Raw genomic sequence first — 16572 nt, forward strand, 5'->3', positions numbered from 1 at the left:
ACCTCCTGTCTGGCCGAACGTACGCCCGGGCGCGATCATTCCGCCGGGCGCGCACCGCTCTTCCGGGAGGCTCGCAGCACGGTCACAGCGTCGGAGGATCCAACGCGGCCCGCGGCGGCGACCTCGGCCGGTGAGGCGCCGGCCGCGATCCGCTCCTGACCGGTGACGGATGCGGTGAGCATGTGGGCGACGGCGCCGCGGAGGCCGGTGAACGCGGCGCACGCGGCGGCCGCCTCCGGGGAGGCGTAGTCGATGCCCAGCGCGGCGAGCGCATCCACCACCGCCCCTGCGGCGAGGAGGTCCTCCACGGCGAAACGCGGGGAGCCGTCGTGCGCGCTCTCGCCCACGGCGACGAGCGCGATCATGGCCCGGCGGCCCAGCCACACCTGCTCGGCGAGGATCCAGCTCGCAACCGCCTCCGCGTCGGTCAGTCCGGCGGTGAGAACGGCCGCGTCGCCGGGGGCGTCCAGCGCCGCCCCGCCGCCGATCGGCGGGAGCGCATCCACCAGGACGATCACGTCGGCGTCGCTCGCGATCGCGGCGAGGCCCGCGGGGCCGGTGTCGAAGCGGACTTGGTATTTGGCCTGGCGATGCGCGGCGGGGACGGACCCGGTGGTGACGGATGCGGCGGGGACGGATGCGGTGGTCTCGGCGATGCTGGACGAACTCACCGGGACATCGTAATCCGCGGCCCGGCGACCTCCGATCGCGCCGAACGGGCCGGACGGTGCTCGCCCGGCGAGGGCCGCATCTGCCGGCGGATCAGCTCGAAGTCGTGCCGCGTCAGCTCGATGACGCCGCGCCGCAGCTGGTAGCCCCAGTCCGGCCGGTCGCGGGTGAAATCGAGGGCGCCGAGCAGGGGACGGATGGGCGTGGCGACGGCGTCGTGGTCCCACTCGACGCGGCGCCGCCAGGGCCGGAAGTCGGACGCTGGCCCCGACATCGCCGGCCCCTGGGTCACCTGGACGACCGCGTCGTCGGCGATCCGTCCGACCGCGGTGAACTGCTTGAGAGGCTCGCCGTCCGGATACGACACGCGCGGCGAGTAGTAGACGAAGCCGTCGGCCGGGCCCATCCGCTCGAGCGGCGCCCGCGCGCCGTGGTTGACCTGCGCGAAGCCGCCGGCGACGCCGCGCAGCACGTGATCGAGCTGCACAACGCCCAGCCAGTAACGGATCGCCATGGTCCCGTTGTAGCGCACACCGCCGTCATCGGCGCCGGATCGGCACCGTGTCGAAACGGGCCGGCGCGGATCGACGTGACCATGACGGAGAGACCGCGGAGGAAGATGTGACCATGCGTTCGGTTCAGACGGCGAAGGCCGGCCGATGAGCGACGACCGCGCCGCGCAGGCGCGACGTGCCGTCGAGTCGGTGTGGCGCATCGAGTCCGGCCGGCTGATCGCCGGGCTCGCCCGCTCCACCGGTGACGTCGGCTTCGCGGAGGAGCTGGCCCAGGATGCGCTGGTCGCCGCGCTGGAGCAGTGGCCGGAGTCCGGCATCCCGCGCAACCCCGGAGCGTGGCTCACCACCGTGGCGAAACGGCGGGCCGTCGACGGCTGGCGGCGCCGCGAGCGGCTCGACGACCGGTACGCCGCGATCGCCCACCACCTGGAGCAGGAGCTCGGCGAGGACGATCCGGCCCGTGCCGCGCAGGAGCCGATCGGCGACGACCTGCTCCGGCTGGTGTTCGTCGCCTGCCATCCCGTGCTCCCCCAGCCGGCACGCGTCGCTCTGACCCTGAAGCTGCTCGGCGGCCTCTCCACCGAGCAGATCGCGCGGGCGTTCCTCGTGCCGCCGGCCACGATGGCGCAGCGGATCGTGCGAGCGAAGCGGACGCTGAGCGCCGCCGGCGTTCCCTTCGAGGTCCCCGAGCGCGCCGAGTTCGGGGAGCGGCTCGCCTCGGTGCTCGAGGTGGTCTACCTGATCTTCAACGAGGGCTACTCCGCGACCGCCGGAGACGATTGGATGCGGCCGGACCTGTGCCGCGAGGCCCTGCGGCTCGGGCGCGTGCTCGCCGAGCTGACCCCGCGGGAGCCGGAGGTGCACGGCCTGGTGGCGCTGATGGAGTTCCAGGCGTCCCGGCTCGGCGCCCGCACGGCGGCGGACGGCTCGCCCATCCTGCTGCAGGACCAGGACCGCACGCGCTGGGACCGCATCCTCATCGGGCGCGGGAAGGCCGCGCTCGCCCGGTCGGATGGTCTGCGGCTGAGCCGTCGGCCGCCCGTGAGCCGCGGGCCGTACGCGCTGCAGGCGGCGATCGCGGCCTGTCATGCGACCGCGCCGACCCCCGACGCGACCGACTGGGAGGAGATCGTCGCGCTCTACGCCGCCCTCTCCGAGCTGCGCCCATCCGCCGTCGTCGACCTAAACCGCGCGGTCGCGCTGTCGATGGCCTACGGACCGGAGGCGGGGCTCGAGCTGGTCGACCGGCTGGCCGTGGAGGGGGCGCTCGCGTCGTACCACCTGCTGCCGTCGGTGCGGGCGGACCTGCTGCTGCGGCTCGGCCGCCGGGCGGAGGCGCGGATCGAGTTCGAGCGGGCCGCCGCCATGACCGGCAACCAGCGGGAACGGGACCTGCTGCTGGCGCGAGCCGGGGAATGCCTCTGAGTCGGCCATCCCGGCCACCGCATCCTGATCTCGAGGACGACACTGGGAGCATGCGCGTGCTGCTGAAGCTCATCCTCGACTGCGACCCGGACGCCGCCTGGCGCGCCCTGCAGAGCCCGACGGCGTTCCGCGAGGTGGCCCTGCCGTGGCTGGACTTCCGCTCGGACGAGCCCGGCGGTTTTCCGACCACGTGGGGGTCGGAGCACCGGGTGAGCGTCCGGGCGCTCGGCGCCTTCACGGTCGGCACACAGGCCATCCGGCTCGACGCCCTGCGCTCCACCGATCCGCGGGAGCGGGGCACGCGCATCCTGCGCGACAGCGGCGGCGGCACCGGCGGGATGCTGGCGGCGATCCCCCGGCTCGACCACCGGATGGCCATCGCGCCCGATCCGGCAGGCCCGGACGAGAACGGCCGGCTGAGGACGCTCTACCGCGACCAGCTCATCGTGCGCGCGGGCGCACTGACGCCGTTCGCCTGGTACGCGTTCTGGGCGTTCTGGCAGTGGCGCGGCGTGCGCCTGCGGCGCCTCGCACCCACCTGGGCCTACGATCCGGAAGTGCACGAAGCGGACGAGGACGCCGTCGGCTCCGCGCCCGGCGCGCCGATCGGGGGCGCCGCGACCGAGACGGGAGAAGCGCAGCGATGACGAACACCGAGCAGCCCGCACCAGGCGCGATCGCCGACGGCGCGCGGGCGATCACCGCCGTCCAGACCGCCGACTGGCGGCGCCGGGTCTTCGCGCTGTACGCCTCCGTCCGCCGGCTCGCCGGGCACGACCCGGCCGAGGCGCACGCGCACTGGATCTCGTGCCGCAACGACCTCTTCGCCGCCCACCCCGCCTCACCGCTGCTGCCCGAGGACCGGGACAGGTTCGCCGGGCTGCCCGTCGTGCCCTACGACCCGGACTGGCGGTTCGAGCTGCCGATCCATCCCGCGACCGAGGCGAAGCGGATGGACGTGGAGACCGGGACGGACGGCGTCGTGCCGTTCGAACTGCTCGGAACGGTGCGGGTGCCGCTCGCCGGGACCCTCGACGTCTGGCGGCTCTCGTCGTACGGCGGCGGGCTGTTCGTGCCGGTGAAGGATGCGCTGGCCGGCCGCCCCGGCGGCACCTATGGCGGCGGACGCTACCTGATCGACACCATCAAGGGCGCCGACCTGGGGCTCGACGCCGACGACGGCGAGGCCTCGCTCGTGCTCGACTTCAACTTCGCCTACAACCCGTCGTGCGCGTACGACCCGGCGTGGGCCTGCCCGCTCGCGCAGGCGGGCAACACGCTGCCGGTCGAGATCCCGGTCGGCGAGCGGTACGCGGGCGCCTGATCCCGGCCGCTCTCTTCGCCGAGGTGCACCTTGTTGCGCATCCGCTCGGCGTGTCGGGCGCAACGACGTGCACCTCGGCGGCTGCGTCGCTCAGCGTGAGACGAGGGTGAGGCGCTGGGTGGGGCGCGTCATGGCGACGTAGAGGGATGCGGCGCCTCGCGGCGACTCCGCGGCGAGCGCGTCCGGGTCGGCGAGCACGACCGCGTCGAACTCCAGTCCCTTCGCCTCGTAGCCGGTCAGCACGGCGATCGGCCGGCTGAGGCCCGCGGCGCCCCGGCCCGCCTGCTCGCCGAACCGCTCCCCGACGGCCGCGGAGACCGTGGGGAGGTCCGCGGCGGTGGTGATGACGGCCAGCGTGCCCGCACCGTCGATGCCGCGGTCGTGCGCGACGGCGTCGGCCACGGCACCGGCGAGCGCCTGCGCATCCGGCGCGGCGGCGGCGACCCGCCGGATCGGCCAGTCGCCCTCGCGGACGGCCCGCGTCGGCGTGATCGGGAGTCCTGCCTCCGCCGCGACGCGCTCCGCCTCGCGGGTGATCTGCGCGGGGGTGCGGTAGTTGACGGTCAGCTCCTCCAGCCGCCAGGCGTCCTTGAAGACGGGGTTGAGCGCATCCTGCCAGCTCGACGCGCCGGCGGCCGACGCGACCTGGGCGATGTCGCCCACGATCGTGAACGACTTCATCGGGCAGCGGCGCACCAGCACGCGCCACTGCATCGGCGAGAGCTCCTGGGCCTCGTCCACCACCACGTGACCGTAGGTCCAGCTGCGGTCGGAGGCGGCCCGCTCGGCGGTCGTGCCGCGGTCGGCCTGCTCGGCGAAGCCGTCGGCCAGCTGCTCGGCGCTCACCAGCCCCTGCACGCCCATGTTGCGGATCGCGGCGCGCGCATTCTCGAGGTCGCGTTTGCGCTGGCGGTCGCGCTCGCGGTCCGCCGGGTCCGGCCGTCCGGGGAAGTCGCCCAGCAGCTCGGCGGCCTCGTCGAGCAGAGGGACGTCGGAGACGGTGAACGGCTCGGAGCGGTCGCGCTGCAGGGCGCGGCGCTGCGCGTCCGTCCACCGCGGCGTCAGCTCGGCGAGCCAGGCGGGACGGGCGTAGAGGTCCTGCAGGAGCTTCTGCGGGGTGAGCGGCAGCCAGGCGGTGTTGAGCAGCACCCGCACGTCGTAGGAGGTGCGCAGGTCCTCGCGGAGCACCTTCAGGTCGGCGTCGTCGATGGTGGAGCCGCCCGCGCGCAGCTGTGCCGCCAGCTGGTCGGTCAGCTCGGCGAGCGCGTGCTTCACGAAGGTGACCCGCGCGACGTTGTGCGGCTTGCCGGTGCGCTGCGCCTTCGCGATCGCGCGGTGCACGAGCTCGGGCTCGACCACCAGTCGCTCGTTGTCCACGACGATCGTCTGCGCCTCGGCGGGTGCCTTCTGCCGCGACTTGACCGCGCGCGACAGCAGCCGGGCCATCTGGGCGGACCCCTTCAGCACCGCGGCCTCCGGAGCGTCCTCGGCGGTCGCCTCGACTCCCGGGAACAGCTCCCCCAGGCTCGACATGACGACACCGGTCTCGCCCAGTGACGGCAGCACCGCCTCGATGTAGCGCAGGAAGGCGGTCGACGGGCCGACCACGAGCACACCGGATGCGCTCAGCCGCTGGCGGTTCGCGTACAGCAGGTAGGCGGCGCGATGCAGCGCCACGGCCGTCTTCCCCGTGCCGGGACCGCCCTGGACGACGAGCGCACCGCGCAAGTCCGACCGGATGATGCGGTCCTGCTCCGCCTGGATCGTCGCGACGATGTCGTGCATCCGGCCGGTCCGCTGCGCCGTCAGCGCCGCCAGCAGTGCGCCCTCGCCCTGCACCTGCTCACCGGCGCGCTCGCCGTCGAGCAGCGCCTCGTCGAACACCTCGTCGTCGATCCGCGTCACCTGGCGTCCCGACATCGTGAGATGCCGGCGGGCGCGGACGCCCATCCGCTCGCTCGCCGTCGCCTGGTAGAAGGCGCCCGCCTGCTGCGCACGCCAGTCGACCAGCAGCGAGCGCTGGTCGTCGTCGCGCAGGCCGATGCGGCCGATGTAGCGGTGGTCGGAACCGTCGACGGCCTCGTCGAGCAGCAGCCGGCCGAAGACGAGCCGCGCATCCACGTCGCGCAGCTGCGTCAGCTGGTCCTCGTAGAGGCGCGCGAACGCGTCCCGCTCGCTGCGTGCCTGATGGTTGCTGCCGACGCTGTCGCGGCGCACGCGGGCGAGGCGTTCCTCGGTCTCCGCACGCAGTTCGTCCAGCCGCCGATACAGCCGCGAGACCACGGCGCGTTCGCGATCGAGCTCAGACTCCAGCACGCCCATGGCCACCTCTCGTTTCCGGGCCGACAGTCTACGACCTCCGGATGCGAGTGCGCTCCCAGCACGCGTACGGCCGGATGCCGTAGGGTGGAGGCAGCGGGCGACGAAACTGCCCGCGGCGTCGTAGAACGCTTCGCGTCGCGCCGGGCCATGCCCCGCCACGCTTCTCTTCATACGGCGAACGATCGCGCCGCTCGGTGCGCTCGCCATCCCCGACCCGCTGCGGCACGACGCCGCCCGGGTCCGATGCCCGAAAGGCACACCCCTGTGACTTCAACCTTCGCCGAACTCGGCGTACCCGCTCCTCTCGTCGCGGTCCTCGCGGCCGACGGCAAGACCGACGCCTTCCCCATCCAGGCCGACACGCTCCCCGACGCCCTCGCGGGCAAGGACGTGCTGGGCCGCGGAAAGACCGGCTCCGGCAAGACCATCGCCTTCGCGCTGCCCCTCGTCGCGCGTCTCGGCACCGTGCTCGCCGGCGGCCGGCGCCGCCCGGGGCGTCCGCTCGCCCTCGTGCTGGCCCCGACCCGCGAGCTGGCGACCCAGATCGCCGCGACGTTCCGCCCGCTGGCGGACGCCCACTCCCTGCGTGTCTCCACCGTCTTCGGCGGCGTCTCGCAGAACAAGCAGGTCGCCGAGCTCAAGGCCGGCGTCGACATCCTCGTCGCCTGCCCCGGCCGCCTCGAAGACCTCATGAAGCAGGGCTTCGTGAACCTCGACGCCGTCGAGATCACCGTGCTCGACGAGGCCGACCACATGGCCGACCTCGGCTTCCTGCCCGTCGTGACGCGCATCCTCTCGGCCACGCCCGCCGACGGTCAGCGCCTGCTGTTCTCGGCGACGCTCGACAACGGTGTGGACAAGCTGGTCACCCGCTTCCTGCACTCCCCCGTGCTGCACTCGGTCGACGACGAGACCAGCCCGGTCGAGGCGATGACCCACCACGTGCTGCAGGTGGACACCCCGGACGAGAAGAAGGCACTGGTCGAGGCGCTCGCGTCGGGCACCAGCCGCCGCATCCTGTTCACCCGCACGAAGCACCAGGCCAAGAAGCTGGCCAAGCAGCTCACCGCCTCCGGCATCCCGGCCGTCGACCTGCACGGCAACCTCGCGCAGGGCGCCCGCGACCGCAACCTCGCCGCCTTCGGCGAGGGCAGCGTCCGCGTGCTCGTGGCGACGGACGTCGCAGCGCGCGGCGTGCACGTGGACAACGTCGAGCTCGTCGTGCACGTCGACCCGCCGGCGGAGCACAAGGCGTACCTGCACCGCTCCGGCCGCACGGCCCGTGCGGGCAGCGCCGGCGACGTGGTCACCGTGATGCTGACCGCGCAGTCGGACGACGTGAAGACCCTCCTGCGCAAGGCGGCCATCCAGGTCTCGCCGCAGCGCGTCACCGCGACGTCGGCGGCCGTGACGTCGCTCGTCGGCGATGTGGCCCCGCGCGTGGCGCCCAGCGCTCCGCAGCAGCGGACCGCCGGTGGCGGCGGCACGTCGCAGGGCGCGAACGCGCAGCGGAAGCGCGCACGGCGCAACGGCGCCGGCGGCGGCCAGGCGGGCGCCGGCCAGGCGGGCGCCGGCCAGGCGGCCGGTCGCCAGGCGGCCGGGCAGGGCGCGGGCGGCGGACGCCGTCAGGGCGCCGAAGGCGCACGCGGCGCCGGTGCGCCCGCGGGCGCCGCAGGCGGCGGCTCGCGCCGGCGCGGACAGCGTCCGGGTGCGGCCCAGCAGGGTGCGACCACGCGCGGCGGCGCTGCGCCCTCGCGCGCCGGCCACGGCTCGTCTGCGCAGCGCGACCACGCGGGCGCCCGCTCCGGCGGCGCCGCGCGCCCGTCGGCCGCGCGCTCGGACGCCTCCGTGCGCCGGGGCAACGGCTCCCGCCGCGCCCAGGGCTGACCGCCCCTCCTTCCCGCTCCCCGCTCGGCGCCCGCCGTCGAGTACACGAAAAGTGCACGCTCAGAAGGCTCTGGGCGTGCACTTTTCGTGTACTCGATGGGGGGCGGATCCCGGAGGGGGCGCAGCGCGCAGCGCGCAGCGCGCGCCGGGCGAAGCCCGCGGGCGGTCAGGCGATGCGGCCGAGGGAGGCCATGGCGGCCTTGACGAGGGCGCCGCGGCCGCCCTCGAGCTCTTCCGTCACGGTGAGGGATGTCGCCTCCTCGGGCGTCATCCAGGTGAGCTCCAGCGCATCCTGCCGGGGCTCGCACGTGCCGGTGACCGGGACGACGTATGCCAGGGACACCGCGTGCTGGCGCTCGTCCACGTACTGGGAGACGCCGGGCATCGGGAAGTACTCGGCGACCTGGAACGGCACCGGGCTTGCCGGGAGCTGCGGGAACGCCATCGGCCCCAGATCCTTCTCGAGGTGGCGGAAGAGCGCCTCGCGTAGCGTCTCGCCGTACATCACGCGACCCGAGACGAGCGTGCGGGTGATCTGCCCGACCGCGTTCGCGCGCAGCAGGATGCCGACCTCGGTCACCTGGCCCAGGCCATCCACCCGGACGGGCACCGCCTCGACGTACAGCAGCGGGAGCCGCCGCCGGATCTGCTCCAGCTCGATGTCGGACAGCCAGGCGGGACCGGGCTGCGGACCGTCGCCGGGAAGCGGGTCGGGGGTCGGGTCCGGATCCGGAGTGCGAACGCTCATGCATGAATCCTACGGAAGGCCGTAGCAGGCACCTACGGGGCCGGCACGGATCTGTGGATGCGCGCCACTCCGACGGGGGCTGTGAACGATTTCCGATCCAGGCGCAGAATGGAGGGTGCCGTTTCCCGCTCCCGACCTCCGCATCGACCGCGACGCCGTGCTCTGGTCGGCGTCCGAGCGCGATCGCGCGGGCCGTCCCCTGCTGGTCCTCATGCACGGCTACGCGTCCGACGAGGCGGACCTGTTCGGCATCTCCGCGTACCTCCCGCTCGAGCCGGTCATCGCGTCGCTGCGCGCCCCGATCCCGGAGGGCCCCGGCTTCGCCTGGTTCTCCCGGTTCACGAACGTGCCCGGCGATCCGCTGGCCGGCAACGCCGACGCGGCCGCCCGCGCCGTGCTCGACTGGCTGGACGAGCAGCCGGACGTCCCGACCGGACTCCTCGGGTTCTCGCAGGGCGGCGCCATGGCGCTGCAGCTCCTGCGGCTCGCGCCGGAGAGGTTCGACTACGCCGTCCAGCTCTCCGGCTTCGTGGTGAAGGGCGATCAGCCGCGGGATGCGGAGCTGGCCGATGCGCAGGTGCCGGTGTTCTGGGGCCGGGGGACGCTCGACGACGCCATCCCCGCGACCTCGCTGGAGCGCACCAGCGCCTGGCTCCCCGACCACTCCTCGCTGGATGCGCGCATCTACGAGGGCATGGGGCACGCGATCTCGCCGCTCGAACTGGGCGACATCTCCTCGTTCATCCGCACACACCTCCCCGCCCGCTGAGCGTTCTCCACAGGCGCACTCCGAGCCCCTGACTCTGTCGGTGGCCAGGTGCAGGATGGAGGGATGGCCGACGTGCTCGATCGTTTCTCCCCCGCGACCCGTGAGTGGTTCCGCGGGGCCTTCGCCGCGCCCACCGCGGCGCAGGAGGGCGCCTGGGACGCGATCTCGCACGGCAAGCACGCCCTCGTCATCGCGCCGACCGGATCCGGCAAGACTTTGGCCTCGTTCCTGTGGGCGATCGACCGCCTCGCCGCCGCCCCGCGCGCGGCCGACGCGAAGCCGGGCACCCGGGTGCTCTACATCTCCCCGCTCAAGGCGCTGGGTGTGGATGTGGAGCGCAACCTGCGCGCGCCGCTGGTCGGCGTCACGCAGACGGCCAAGCGCCTCGGCGCCGAGCCGCCGCACGTCAGCGTGGGCGTCCGCTCTGGCGACACACCGGCGTCGGACCGTCGGGCGCTGCTGAGCAGCCCGCCCGACATCCTCATCACGACGCCCGAGTCGCTCTTCCTGATGCTCACGTCGCAGGCGCGCGAGACGCTGACCACCGTCGAGACCGTGATCGTCGACGAGGTGCACGCGGTCGCATCCACCAAGCGCGGAGCGCACCTCGCGCTGTCGCTGGAGCGGCTCGATCAGCTGCTCGAACGGCCTGCGCAGCGGATCGGCTTGTCGGCCACCGTCCGTCCGCCGGAGGAGGTCGCCCGCTTCCTCGGCGGCCGCGCGGCCGTCGAGGTGGTGGCACCGCCCGCGGGCAAACGCTTCGATCTGCGCGTGGTCGTGCCGGTGGAGGACATGAGCGAGCTCGGCACCTCGACGTTCGCGAGCGAGAACCCCGACGACGGGTCGCCGCCGCAGGCCGGATCCATCTGGCCGCACGTCGAGGAGGCGATCGTCGACCGTGTGCTCGAGAACCGGTCGACCATCGTGTTCTCGAACTCGCGGCGACTGGCGGAGCGCCTGACGGCACGGCTCAACGAGATCTACGAGGAGCGCCTGCTCGGCGGAGCCGCCGACGCGGCGCCGACCCGGGCGCCTGCGGAGCTGATGGGCGGCTCCGGGCAGACGCGCGGTTCGCAGGCGGTCGCCGACGAGGACACGCTGGTGCTGGCCCGCGCTCACCACGGATCGGTGAGCAAGGAGCAGCGGGCGCTCATCGAAGACGACCTGAAGTCCGGCCGGCTGCGGTGCGTGGTCGCCACCTCGAGCCTCGAGCTCGGCATCGACATGGGCGCCGTCGACCTGGTGATCCAGGTGGAGGCGCCGCCGTCGGTGGCGAGCGGCCTGCAGCGCGTGGGTCGCGCGGGACACCAAGTGGGCGAGATCTCGCGCGGCGTGGTCTTCCCCAAGCACCGGGCCGACCTCATCCATTCGGCAGTGGCCACGGAGCGGATGACGGCCGGGCTCATCGAGTCGCTCAAGGTCCCGGCCAACCCGCTCGACATCCTGGCGCAGCAGACCGTGGCCGCCGCGGCGCTCGAACCGATCGACGCGGACGACTGGTTCGACGCCGTCCGGCGCAGCGCCCCGTTCTCGACCCTCCCGCGCAGCGCCTATGACGCGACCCTCGACCTGCTCGCCGGCCGCTACCCGTCCGACGAGTTCGCCGAACTGCGGCCCCGCATCGTCTGGGACCGCGACACCGGCACGATCACCGGCCGTCCGGGCGCCCAGCGGCTCGCCGTCACGAGTGGCGGCACGATCCCGGATCGCGGCCTCTTCGGCGTGTACATGGTCGGCGAGAAGGCGAGCCGCGTGGGTGAGCTCGACGAGGAGATGGTCTACGAGTCGCGGGTGGGCGACGTGTTCGCCCTCGGGTCCACGAGCTGGCGCATCCAGGAGATCACGCACGACCGCGTACTGGTCACGCCGGCGTTCGGCGAGCCCGGTCGTCTGCCGTTCTGGAAGGGCGACGGGATCGGGCGTCCGGCGGAACTGGGCCGCGCGGTGGGCGCGTTCGTCCGGGAGCTGAGCAGCGCCTCGCCCGCCGATGCGGAACTCCGCTGCGTGGAGGCCGGGCTCGACGCCTGGGCCACGAACAATCTGCTCTCGTTCCTGCGCGAGCAGAAGGAGGCCACCGGGCACGTGCCGACCGACCGCACCCTGGTCGTCGAGCGCTTCCGCGACGAGCTCGGCGACTGGCGCGTCGTGCTGCATTCCCCGTTCGGCATGCAGGTGCACTCGCCCTGGGCGCTGGCGGTGCAGGCGCGCGTCCGCGAGCGGTACGGCATCGACGCGGGCGCGATGGCGGCCGACGACGGCATCGTGGTGCGCATCCCCGACACCGAGGCGCAGCCTCCGGGCGGCGAGCTGTTCGTCTTCGAGCCGGACGAGCTCGACGAGCTGGTCACCGCGGAGGTGGGCGGGTCCGCGCTCTTCGCGTCGCGCTTCCGTGAGTCCGCCGCCCGCGCCCTGCTGCTGCCCAAGTACAACCCGGGCAAGCGGTCGCCGCTCTGGCAGCAGCGGCAGAAGGCGGCCCAGCTGCTGGATGTGGCGCGCAAGTACCCGACCTTCCCGATCATCCTCGAGACCATCCGCGAGGTGCTGCAGGACGTCTACGACCTCGGCGCGCTGACGGACGTGGCGAAGCAGATCGAGCAGCGCAGCATCCGCCTGGTCGAGGCCGCCACGGAGACGGCGTCGCCCTTCGCCCGCTCGCTGCTGTTCGGATATGTCGCTGCGTTCATGTACGAGGGCGACAGCCCGCTCGCCGAGCGACGCGCGGCGGCGCTCTCGCTCGACGCGGGTCTGCTCGCCGAGCTGCTCGGGCGTGCGGAGCTGCGCGAGCTGCTGGATCCGCAGGTCATCGAGCGGGTCGAACTGCAGCTTCAGCGGCTCGCCCCCGAGCGCCGCGTGCGCGGTGTCGAGGGCGTCGCGGACCTGCTCCGGCTGCTGGGGCCGCTTTCCGTGGAGGAGGTCGCGGAGCGGCTGGAGGGTGAGCAGGGCGTCGCGCCGGCCGGCCAGGCTGACGGCGCCGCTGCCGCGAGCGCCTCGGTCGCCGATTCCGGAGCCGATGCCGACGCTGGTGCAGACGTCGCCGCTGTCGACGCCGACCTCGTCGCGCCGCACGCCGACCCGGCGACGGCCGCGACCCACCTCGCCACCCTCGTCGACACGCACCGCGCCCTCGCCGTGACGATCGCCGGCGTCGAGCGCTTCGCCGCGATCGAGGACGCCAGCCGGCTGCGTGATGCGCTCGGCGTCCCGCTGCCCATCGGCGTCCCGCTCGCGTTCATCGAACCGGTGGACGACCCGCTCGGAGACCTGGTGAGCCGGTTCGCGCGCACGCACGGTCCGTTCGAGACAGCCGACGTCGCGACGCGGCTGGGACTCGGCCCCGCGATCGTCCACGACGCGCTGCGCCGGCTCTCCCGCGACGGGCGCGTCGTGGAGGGCGAGTTCCGCCCGCACGCGCACGGCACCGAGTGGAGCGACGCGGAGGTGCTGCGCCGGCTGCGGCGCATGTCGCTCGCGGCGCTCCGGCACGAGGTCGAGCCGGTCGACACCCCGACTTTCGGCCGCTTCCTGCCGGAGTGGCAGCACGTCGGCTCCACCCTGCGCGGGGTGGATGCGGTGGCCTCGGTGATCGAGCAGCTGGCCGGGGCGCGCATCCCGGCCTCCGCGTGGGAGTCTCTGGTGCTGCCGAGCCGCGTCTCCGACTACAGCCCGGCCATGCTCGACGAGCTCACGGCGACAGGCGAGGTCATCTGGTCGGGAGACGGCAGCCTTCCCGGCGACGACGGGTGGATCAGCCTGCACCTGGCCGATTCGGCCCCGCTCACGCTCGCGCCGCCCTCGGACCACGAGCCCGACGAGTTGCAGCGCGGCATCCTGGAGGCGCTCGGGCGCGGCGGCGGGTACTTCTTCCGTCAGCTCTCGGACGCGCTGGGCACCGAGCGCGGATCCGCCATCGACGACTCGGAGCTGGTCACGGCGCTCTGGGACCTGGTCTGGGCGGGCCGCATCACCAACGACACCCTCGCGCCCCTGCGCACGCTGACAGCGGGCGGCTCGGGCGCGCACAAGCGCCCCCGCCAGCCGACCCGCGCGCGCATGTACCGCGGCCGCGTGCCCACCCGCTCCGCCATGGTCACTCGGATGGGTCCCCCGACGGTCGCCGGGCGCTGGTCGCTGCTGCCGGAGCGCGACCTCGACTCCACGGTCCGCGCGCACGGGCAGGCGGAGACGCTGCTCGACCGGTACGGCGTGGTGACCCGCGGCTCGGTCATGAACGAGGGGACGCCGGGCGGCTTCGCGCTGGCCTACAAGGTGCTCAGCGGGTTCGAGGAGACGGGACGCGCGCGCCGCGGCTACTTCATCGAGACCCTCGGCGCCGCGCAGTTCGCCAGCGGAGCCACGGTCGACCGGCTGCGGTCGTTCTCGCGCGACCACACCCAGGAGCGGCCGTACGAGGCGGTCGCGCTCGCGGCGACCGACCCGGCGAACCCGTACGGCGCCGCGCTCCCGTGGCCGGCGGTTCCGGGCGAGTCGGGCACCGGTCACCGTCCGGGACGGAAGGCGGGCGCGCTGGTCGTGCTCGTCGACGGCGAGCTGACGCTGTACGTCGAGCGTGGCGGCAAGAGCCTGCTGTGCTTCGTGGCCGGGTCGGATGCCGTCCCAGGAGCTGACGCCGGCCAGGGCGCCGAACGCTCTGTGAGCGCCGGAGACCCTGCACTGGTCCTCCGCGCCGCCGCCCGCGCCCTCGCCGCGCTCGTCACGATGCGGCGCGTCGACAAGCTTGCGGTCGAGACGGTCAACGGCGGCTTCATCCTGGGCTCGCCGCTCGGCGACGCGCTCTCGGAGGCCGGCTTCCTCGCCACCCCGCGCGGCCTGAGGCTCCGCGGATGACCGAGCCTGCGCGGATGACGGCGGCTGCACGGATGACGGTGCACCGCCGTGCCTGAGGGCGACACCGTCTACCAGGCGGCGAAGCGCCTCGACCGCGCGCTCACCGGCCGCATCCTGACCGAGACCGACTTCCGCGTGCCGGTCTACGCCACGGTCGACCTCTCCGGCAGACGGATGGATGCCGTGCTGAGCCGCGGCAAGCACCTGCTGATGCGCGTGGGCGACCAGACCATCCACAGCCACCTCAAGATGGAGGGCTCGTGGGAGGTGTACCCGCCGGACGGGCGCTGGCGGCATCCCGGTTACCAGGCCCGGGCCGTGCTGCGAAACGAGGAGGCGCAGGCGGTGGGGTTCCAGCTGGGCATCCTCGAGGTGGTCCCGCGCGACCGGGAGGACGACGTGGTCGGCCACCTGGGACCCGACCTGCTCGGGCCGGACTGGGACGCGCAGGAGGCGCTGCGCCGGCTCTCCGCGCATCCGGAGACGCCGGTCGCGGTCGCGCTGCTGGACCAGCGCAATCTCGCGGGGCTCGGGAACGTCTACGCCAACGAGCTGTGCTTCCTGCGCGGGATGCTGCCCACGCGTCCCGCGGGCGAGACCGACCTGGCCGCCGCGATCGACCTCGGCCACCGCCTGATCACCGTGAACCGGGACCGGCCGCTGCGGGTGACCACCGGCGACACACGCCGCGGACGCAACACCTGGGTCTACGGGCGGCGCGGCCAGCCGTGCCGGCGCTGCGGGACGCCCATCCGGTCGGGATCGCTCGGGCGCACCGAGCTCGAAGAGCGCGTGACATACTTCTGCCCGGTCTGCCAGACGTAGGCGGACCGGGCAGAAGCACGAACCAGGGGGACTAGGCCGCGGCCTCGTCCTCCTCCTGCTCGGCGTCGGCGCGAACCGTCGCGAGCGCTGCAGACCACGACTCGAGCTGGTCGAACAGCGGGGTCAGCGCGGCCGTCTGCTGGTCGGTCGGCTTGAGCTGCCAGTTCTCGAAGTCGTGCGCGAGGCTCAGTCCGACGTGGGCGCTGACCGTGGCGATCTGGAGCTGCGAGAGCACCAGCCGCAGGTGCTCGACGGCGCGCGCACCGCCGAAGACGCCGTAGCTCACGAAGCCGGCCGCCTTGTTGTACCACTCGGCCCCGACGTAGTCGATCGCGTTCTTGAGCGCGCCCGACGTGCTGTGGTTGTACTCGGGAGTGACGAACACGTAGCCGTCGAACTCGGCGATCTTGGCCGCCCACGCCTTGGTGTGCTCACCCGCGTACTGGCCCATCGCGGCGGGCATGGCCTCGTCGAGGTGCGGCAGGTCCCAGTCCTTCAGGTCCACGAGCTCGTACTCGACGCCGGTGCGCTTCGCGGCGTTCTCGTGCACCCAGCGGGCCACGGCCTCGCCGTTGCGCCCCGGGCGCGTGCTTCCGATGATGATGGCGATCTTCGTCATGTCAGCCTTCCTTTTGATGACGTGTCATCGATGTGAACCCCGGCTCGCCGTCTCGCATTCCCGGTAGGCTCACCGCATGTCCGACGAGCGCACCGACCGCAGCGACGACATCCACCTCCCGGCCGACGCCACCGAGGAGCAGCGGCGTCAGGCGGGCGACCGGTTGCGCGAGCGCATCTACGTCACGTTCACCGCGCTCGCGATCCTGATGGCGATGAACGCGCACGGCGGCGAGCTCGACTCCCCCACCGTGCTGTGGACCCTGGTCATCTCGGTCGTCGGCGTGCTGCTCGCCGGCCTCGCGTCGGATCTCGTGTCGCACATGATCGTGCACAGCAACCTGCCGACCGCGCTGGAGTTCCGCCACATGGTGGCCGTGTCCTCACGCGCTCTCGGCGTGCTGGTGGTTCCCCTCATCTCCGTCGGGCTGGCGGTCTTCGACGTCATCGAGGACCGCACCGGCATGACGATCGCCATCGTCGCGCTCATCATCTCCCTGGCGGTGATCGCGCGGATCGCGGTGTCGCGCACGGGCCTGTCGGGCTGGCGCCAGCTCGCGGTGCTGCTGGCGATCGTGGCGCTCGGCGTGCTGGTCGTCTTCCTGGAGGCGCTCGTCCACTGAGC

At 73.4% G+C, this 16572-nt stretch carries 13 protein-coding genes; 8 read left to right on the top strand and 5 right to left on the bottom strand.

Annotated features, from left to right (window positions below; genetic code table 11):
* Positions 1-35: 35 nt before the first annotated feature.
* Positions 36-671: a 2-phosphosulfolactate phosphatase gene (locus tag J2W45_RS09300; RefSeq protein ID WP_310131047.1), complete on the bottom strand. Its 636-nt coding sequence runs from the start codon at positions 669-671 to the stop codon at positions 36-38.
* Complete coding sequence (locus J2W45_RS09305) at positions 668-1183, bottom strand: EVE domain-containing protein (protein WP_310131049.1); 516 nt, start codon at positions 1181-1183, stop codon at positions 668-670. The genes J2W45_RS09300 and J2W45_RS09305 overlap by 4 nt, the downstream gene beginning before the upstream one ends.
* A gap of 145 nt (positions 1184-1328) precedes the next feature.
* On the opposite strand from J2W45_RS09305, the gene J2W45_RS09310 reads away from it, so the two are divergent.
* The 3 genes from J2W45_RS09310 to J2W45_RS09320 are packed head-to-tail and all read left to right on the top strand — an operon-like array spanning position 1329 to position 3933.
* Positions 1329-2609, top strand: coding sequence for an RNA polymerase sigma factor (locus tag J2W45_RS09310; protein WP_310131051.1), 1281 nt, complete (start codon positions 1329-1331; stop codon positions 2607-2609).
* A 50-nt stretch (positions 2610-2659) separates the two neighbouring features.
* The gene (locus tag J2W45_RS09315) at positions 2660-3256 is read left to right on the top strand and encodes a hypothetical protein (RefSeq protein ID WP_310131054.1); all 597 of its coding nucleotides are present in this window, start codon (positions 2660-2662) and stop codon (positions 3254-3256) included.
* On the top strand, positions 3253-3933 hold the full coding sequence (locus J2W45_RS09320; RefSeq protein ID WP_310131056.1) for a DUF1684 domain-containing protein: 681 nt from the start codon (positions 3253-3255) through the stop codon (positions 3931-3933). The genes J2W45_RS09315 and J2W45_RS09320 overlap by 4 nt, the downstream gene beginning before the upstream one ends.
* Before the next feature lie 90 nt (positions 3934-4023).
* Here J2W45_RS09320 and J2W45_RS09325 read toward each other — a convergent pair whose 3' ends face one another.
* A complete protein-coding gene (locus J2W45_RS09325; protein ID WP_310131058.1) occupies positions 4024-6255 on the bottom strand; it encodes a HelD family protein in 2232 nt (743 codons plus the stop codon).
* Positions 6256-6498: 243 nt separating this feature from the next.
* Between J2W45_RS09325 and J2W45_RS09330 the strand changes: the two genes are divergently transcribed.
* Complete coding sequence (locus J2W45_RS09330; protein WP_310131059.1) at positions 6499-8142, top strand: DEAD/DEAH box helicase; 1644 nt, start codon at positions 6499-6501, stop codon at positions 8140-8142.
* Between the two features lie 166 nt (positions 8143-8308).
* Here the strand turns inward: J2W45_RS09330 and J2W45_RS09335 are convergent, their stop codons facing one another.
* Positions 8309-8890: an NUDIX hydrolase family protein gene (locus tag J2W45_RS09335; protein ID WP_310131060.1), complete on the bottom strand. Its 582-nt coding sequence runs from the start codon at positions 8888-8890 to the stop codon at positions 8309-8311.
* Between the two features lie 115 nt (positions 8891-9005).
* Between J2W45_RS09335 and J2W45_RS09340 the strand changes: the two genes are divergently transcribed.
* The 3 genes from J2W45_RS09340 to J2W45_RS09350 all read left to right on the top strand — a co-directional run bounded on the left by J2W45_RS09340 (position 9006) and on the right by J2W45_RS09350 (position 15329).
* Positions 9006-9659: an alpha/beta hydrolase gene (locus J2W45_RS09340; RefSeq protein ID WP_310131061.1), complete on the top strand. Its 654-nt coding sequence runs from the start codon at positions 9006-9008 to the stop codon at positions 9657-9659.
* Positions 9660-9722: 63 nt separating this feature from the next.
* Positions 9723-14504: an Lhr family ATP-dependent helicase gene (locus J2W45_RS09345; protein WP_310131062.1), complete on the top strand. Its 4782-nt coding sequence runs from the start codon at positions 9723-9725 to the stop codon at positions 14502-14504.
* 48 nt (positions 14505-14552) lie between these two features.
* Entirely contained in the window at positions 14553-15329 is a 777-nt protein-coding gene (locus tag J2W45_RS09350) for a DNA-formamidopyrimidine glycosylase family protein (RefSeq protein ID WP_310131064.1), read from the top strand.
* A 31-nt stretch (positions 15330-15360) separates the two neighbouring features.
* Here J2W45_RS09350 and J2W45_RS09355 read toward each other — a convergent pair whose 3' ends face one another.
* Positions 15361-15948: an NADPH-dependent FMN reductase gene (locus J2W45_RS09355; protein ID WP_310131066.1), complete on the bottom strand. Its 588-nt coding sequence runs from the start codon at positions 15946-15948 to the stop codon at positions 15361-15363.
* Between the two features lie 76 nt (positions 15949-16024).
* Between J2W45_RS09355 and J2W45_RS09360 the strand changes: the two genes are divergently transcribed.
* A complete protein-coding gene (locus tag J2W45_RS09360; protein ID WP_310131069.1) occupies positions 16025-16570 on the top strand; it encodes a hypothetical protein in 546 nt (181 codons plus the stop codon).
* Positions 16571-16572 lie beyond the last annotated feature (2 nt).

Origin of the sequence: Leifsonia shinshuensis, from assembly GCF_031456835.1 — a bacterium.
GTDB classification, from domain to species: Bacteria; Actinomycetota; Actinomycetes; order Actinomycetales; family Microbacteriaceae; genus Leifsonia; species Leifsonia shinshuensis_C.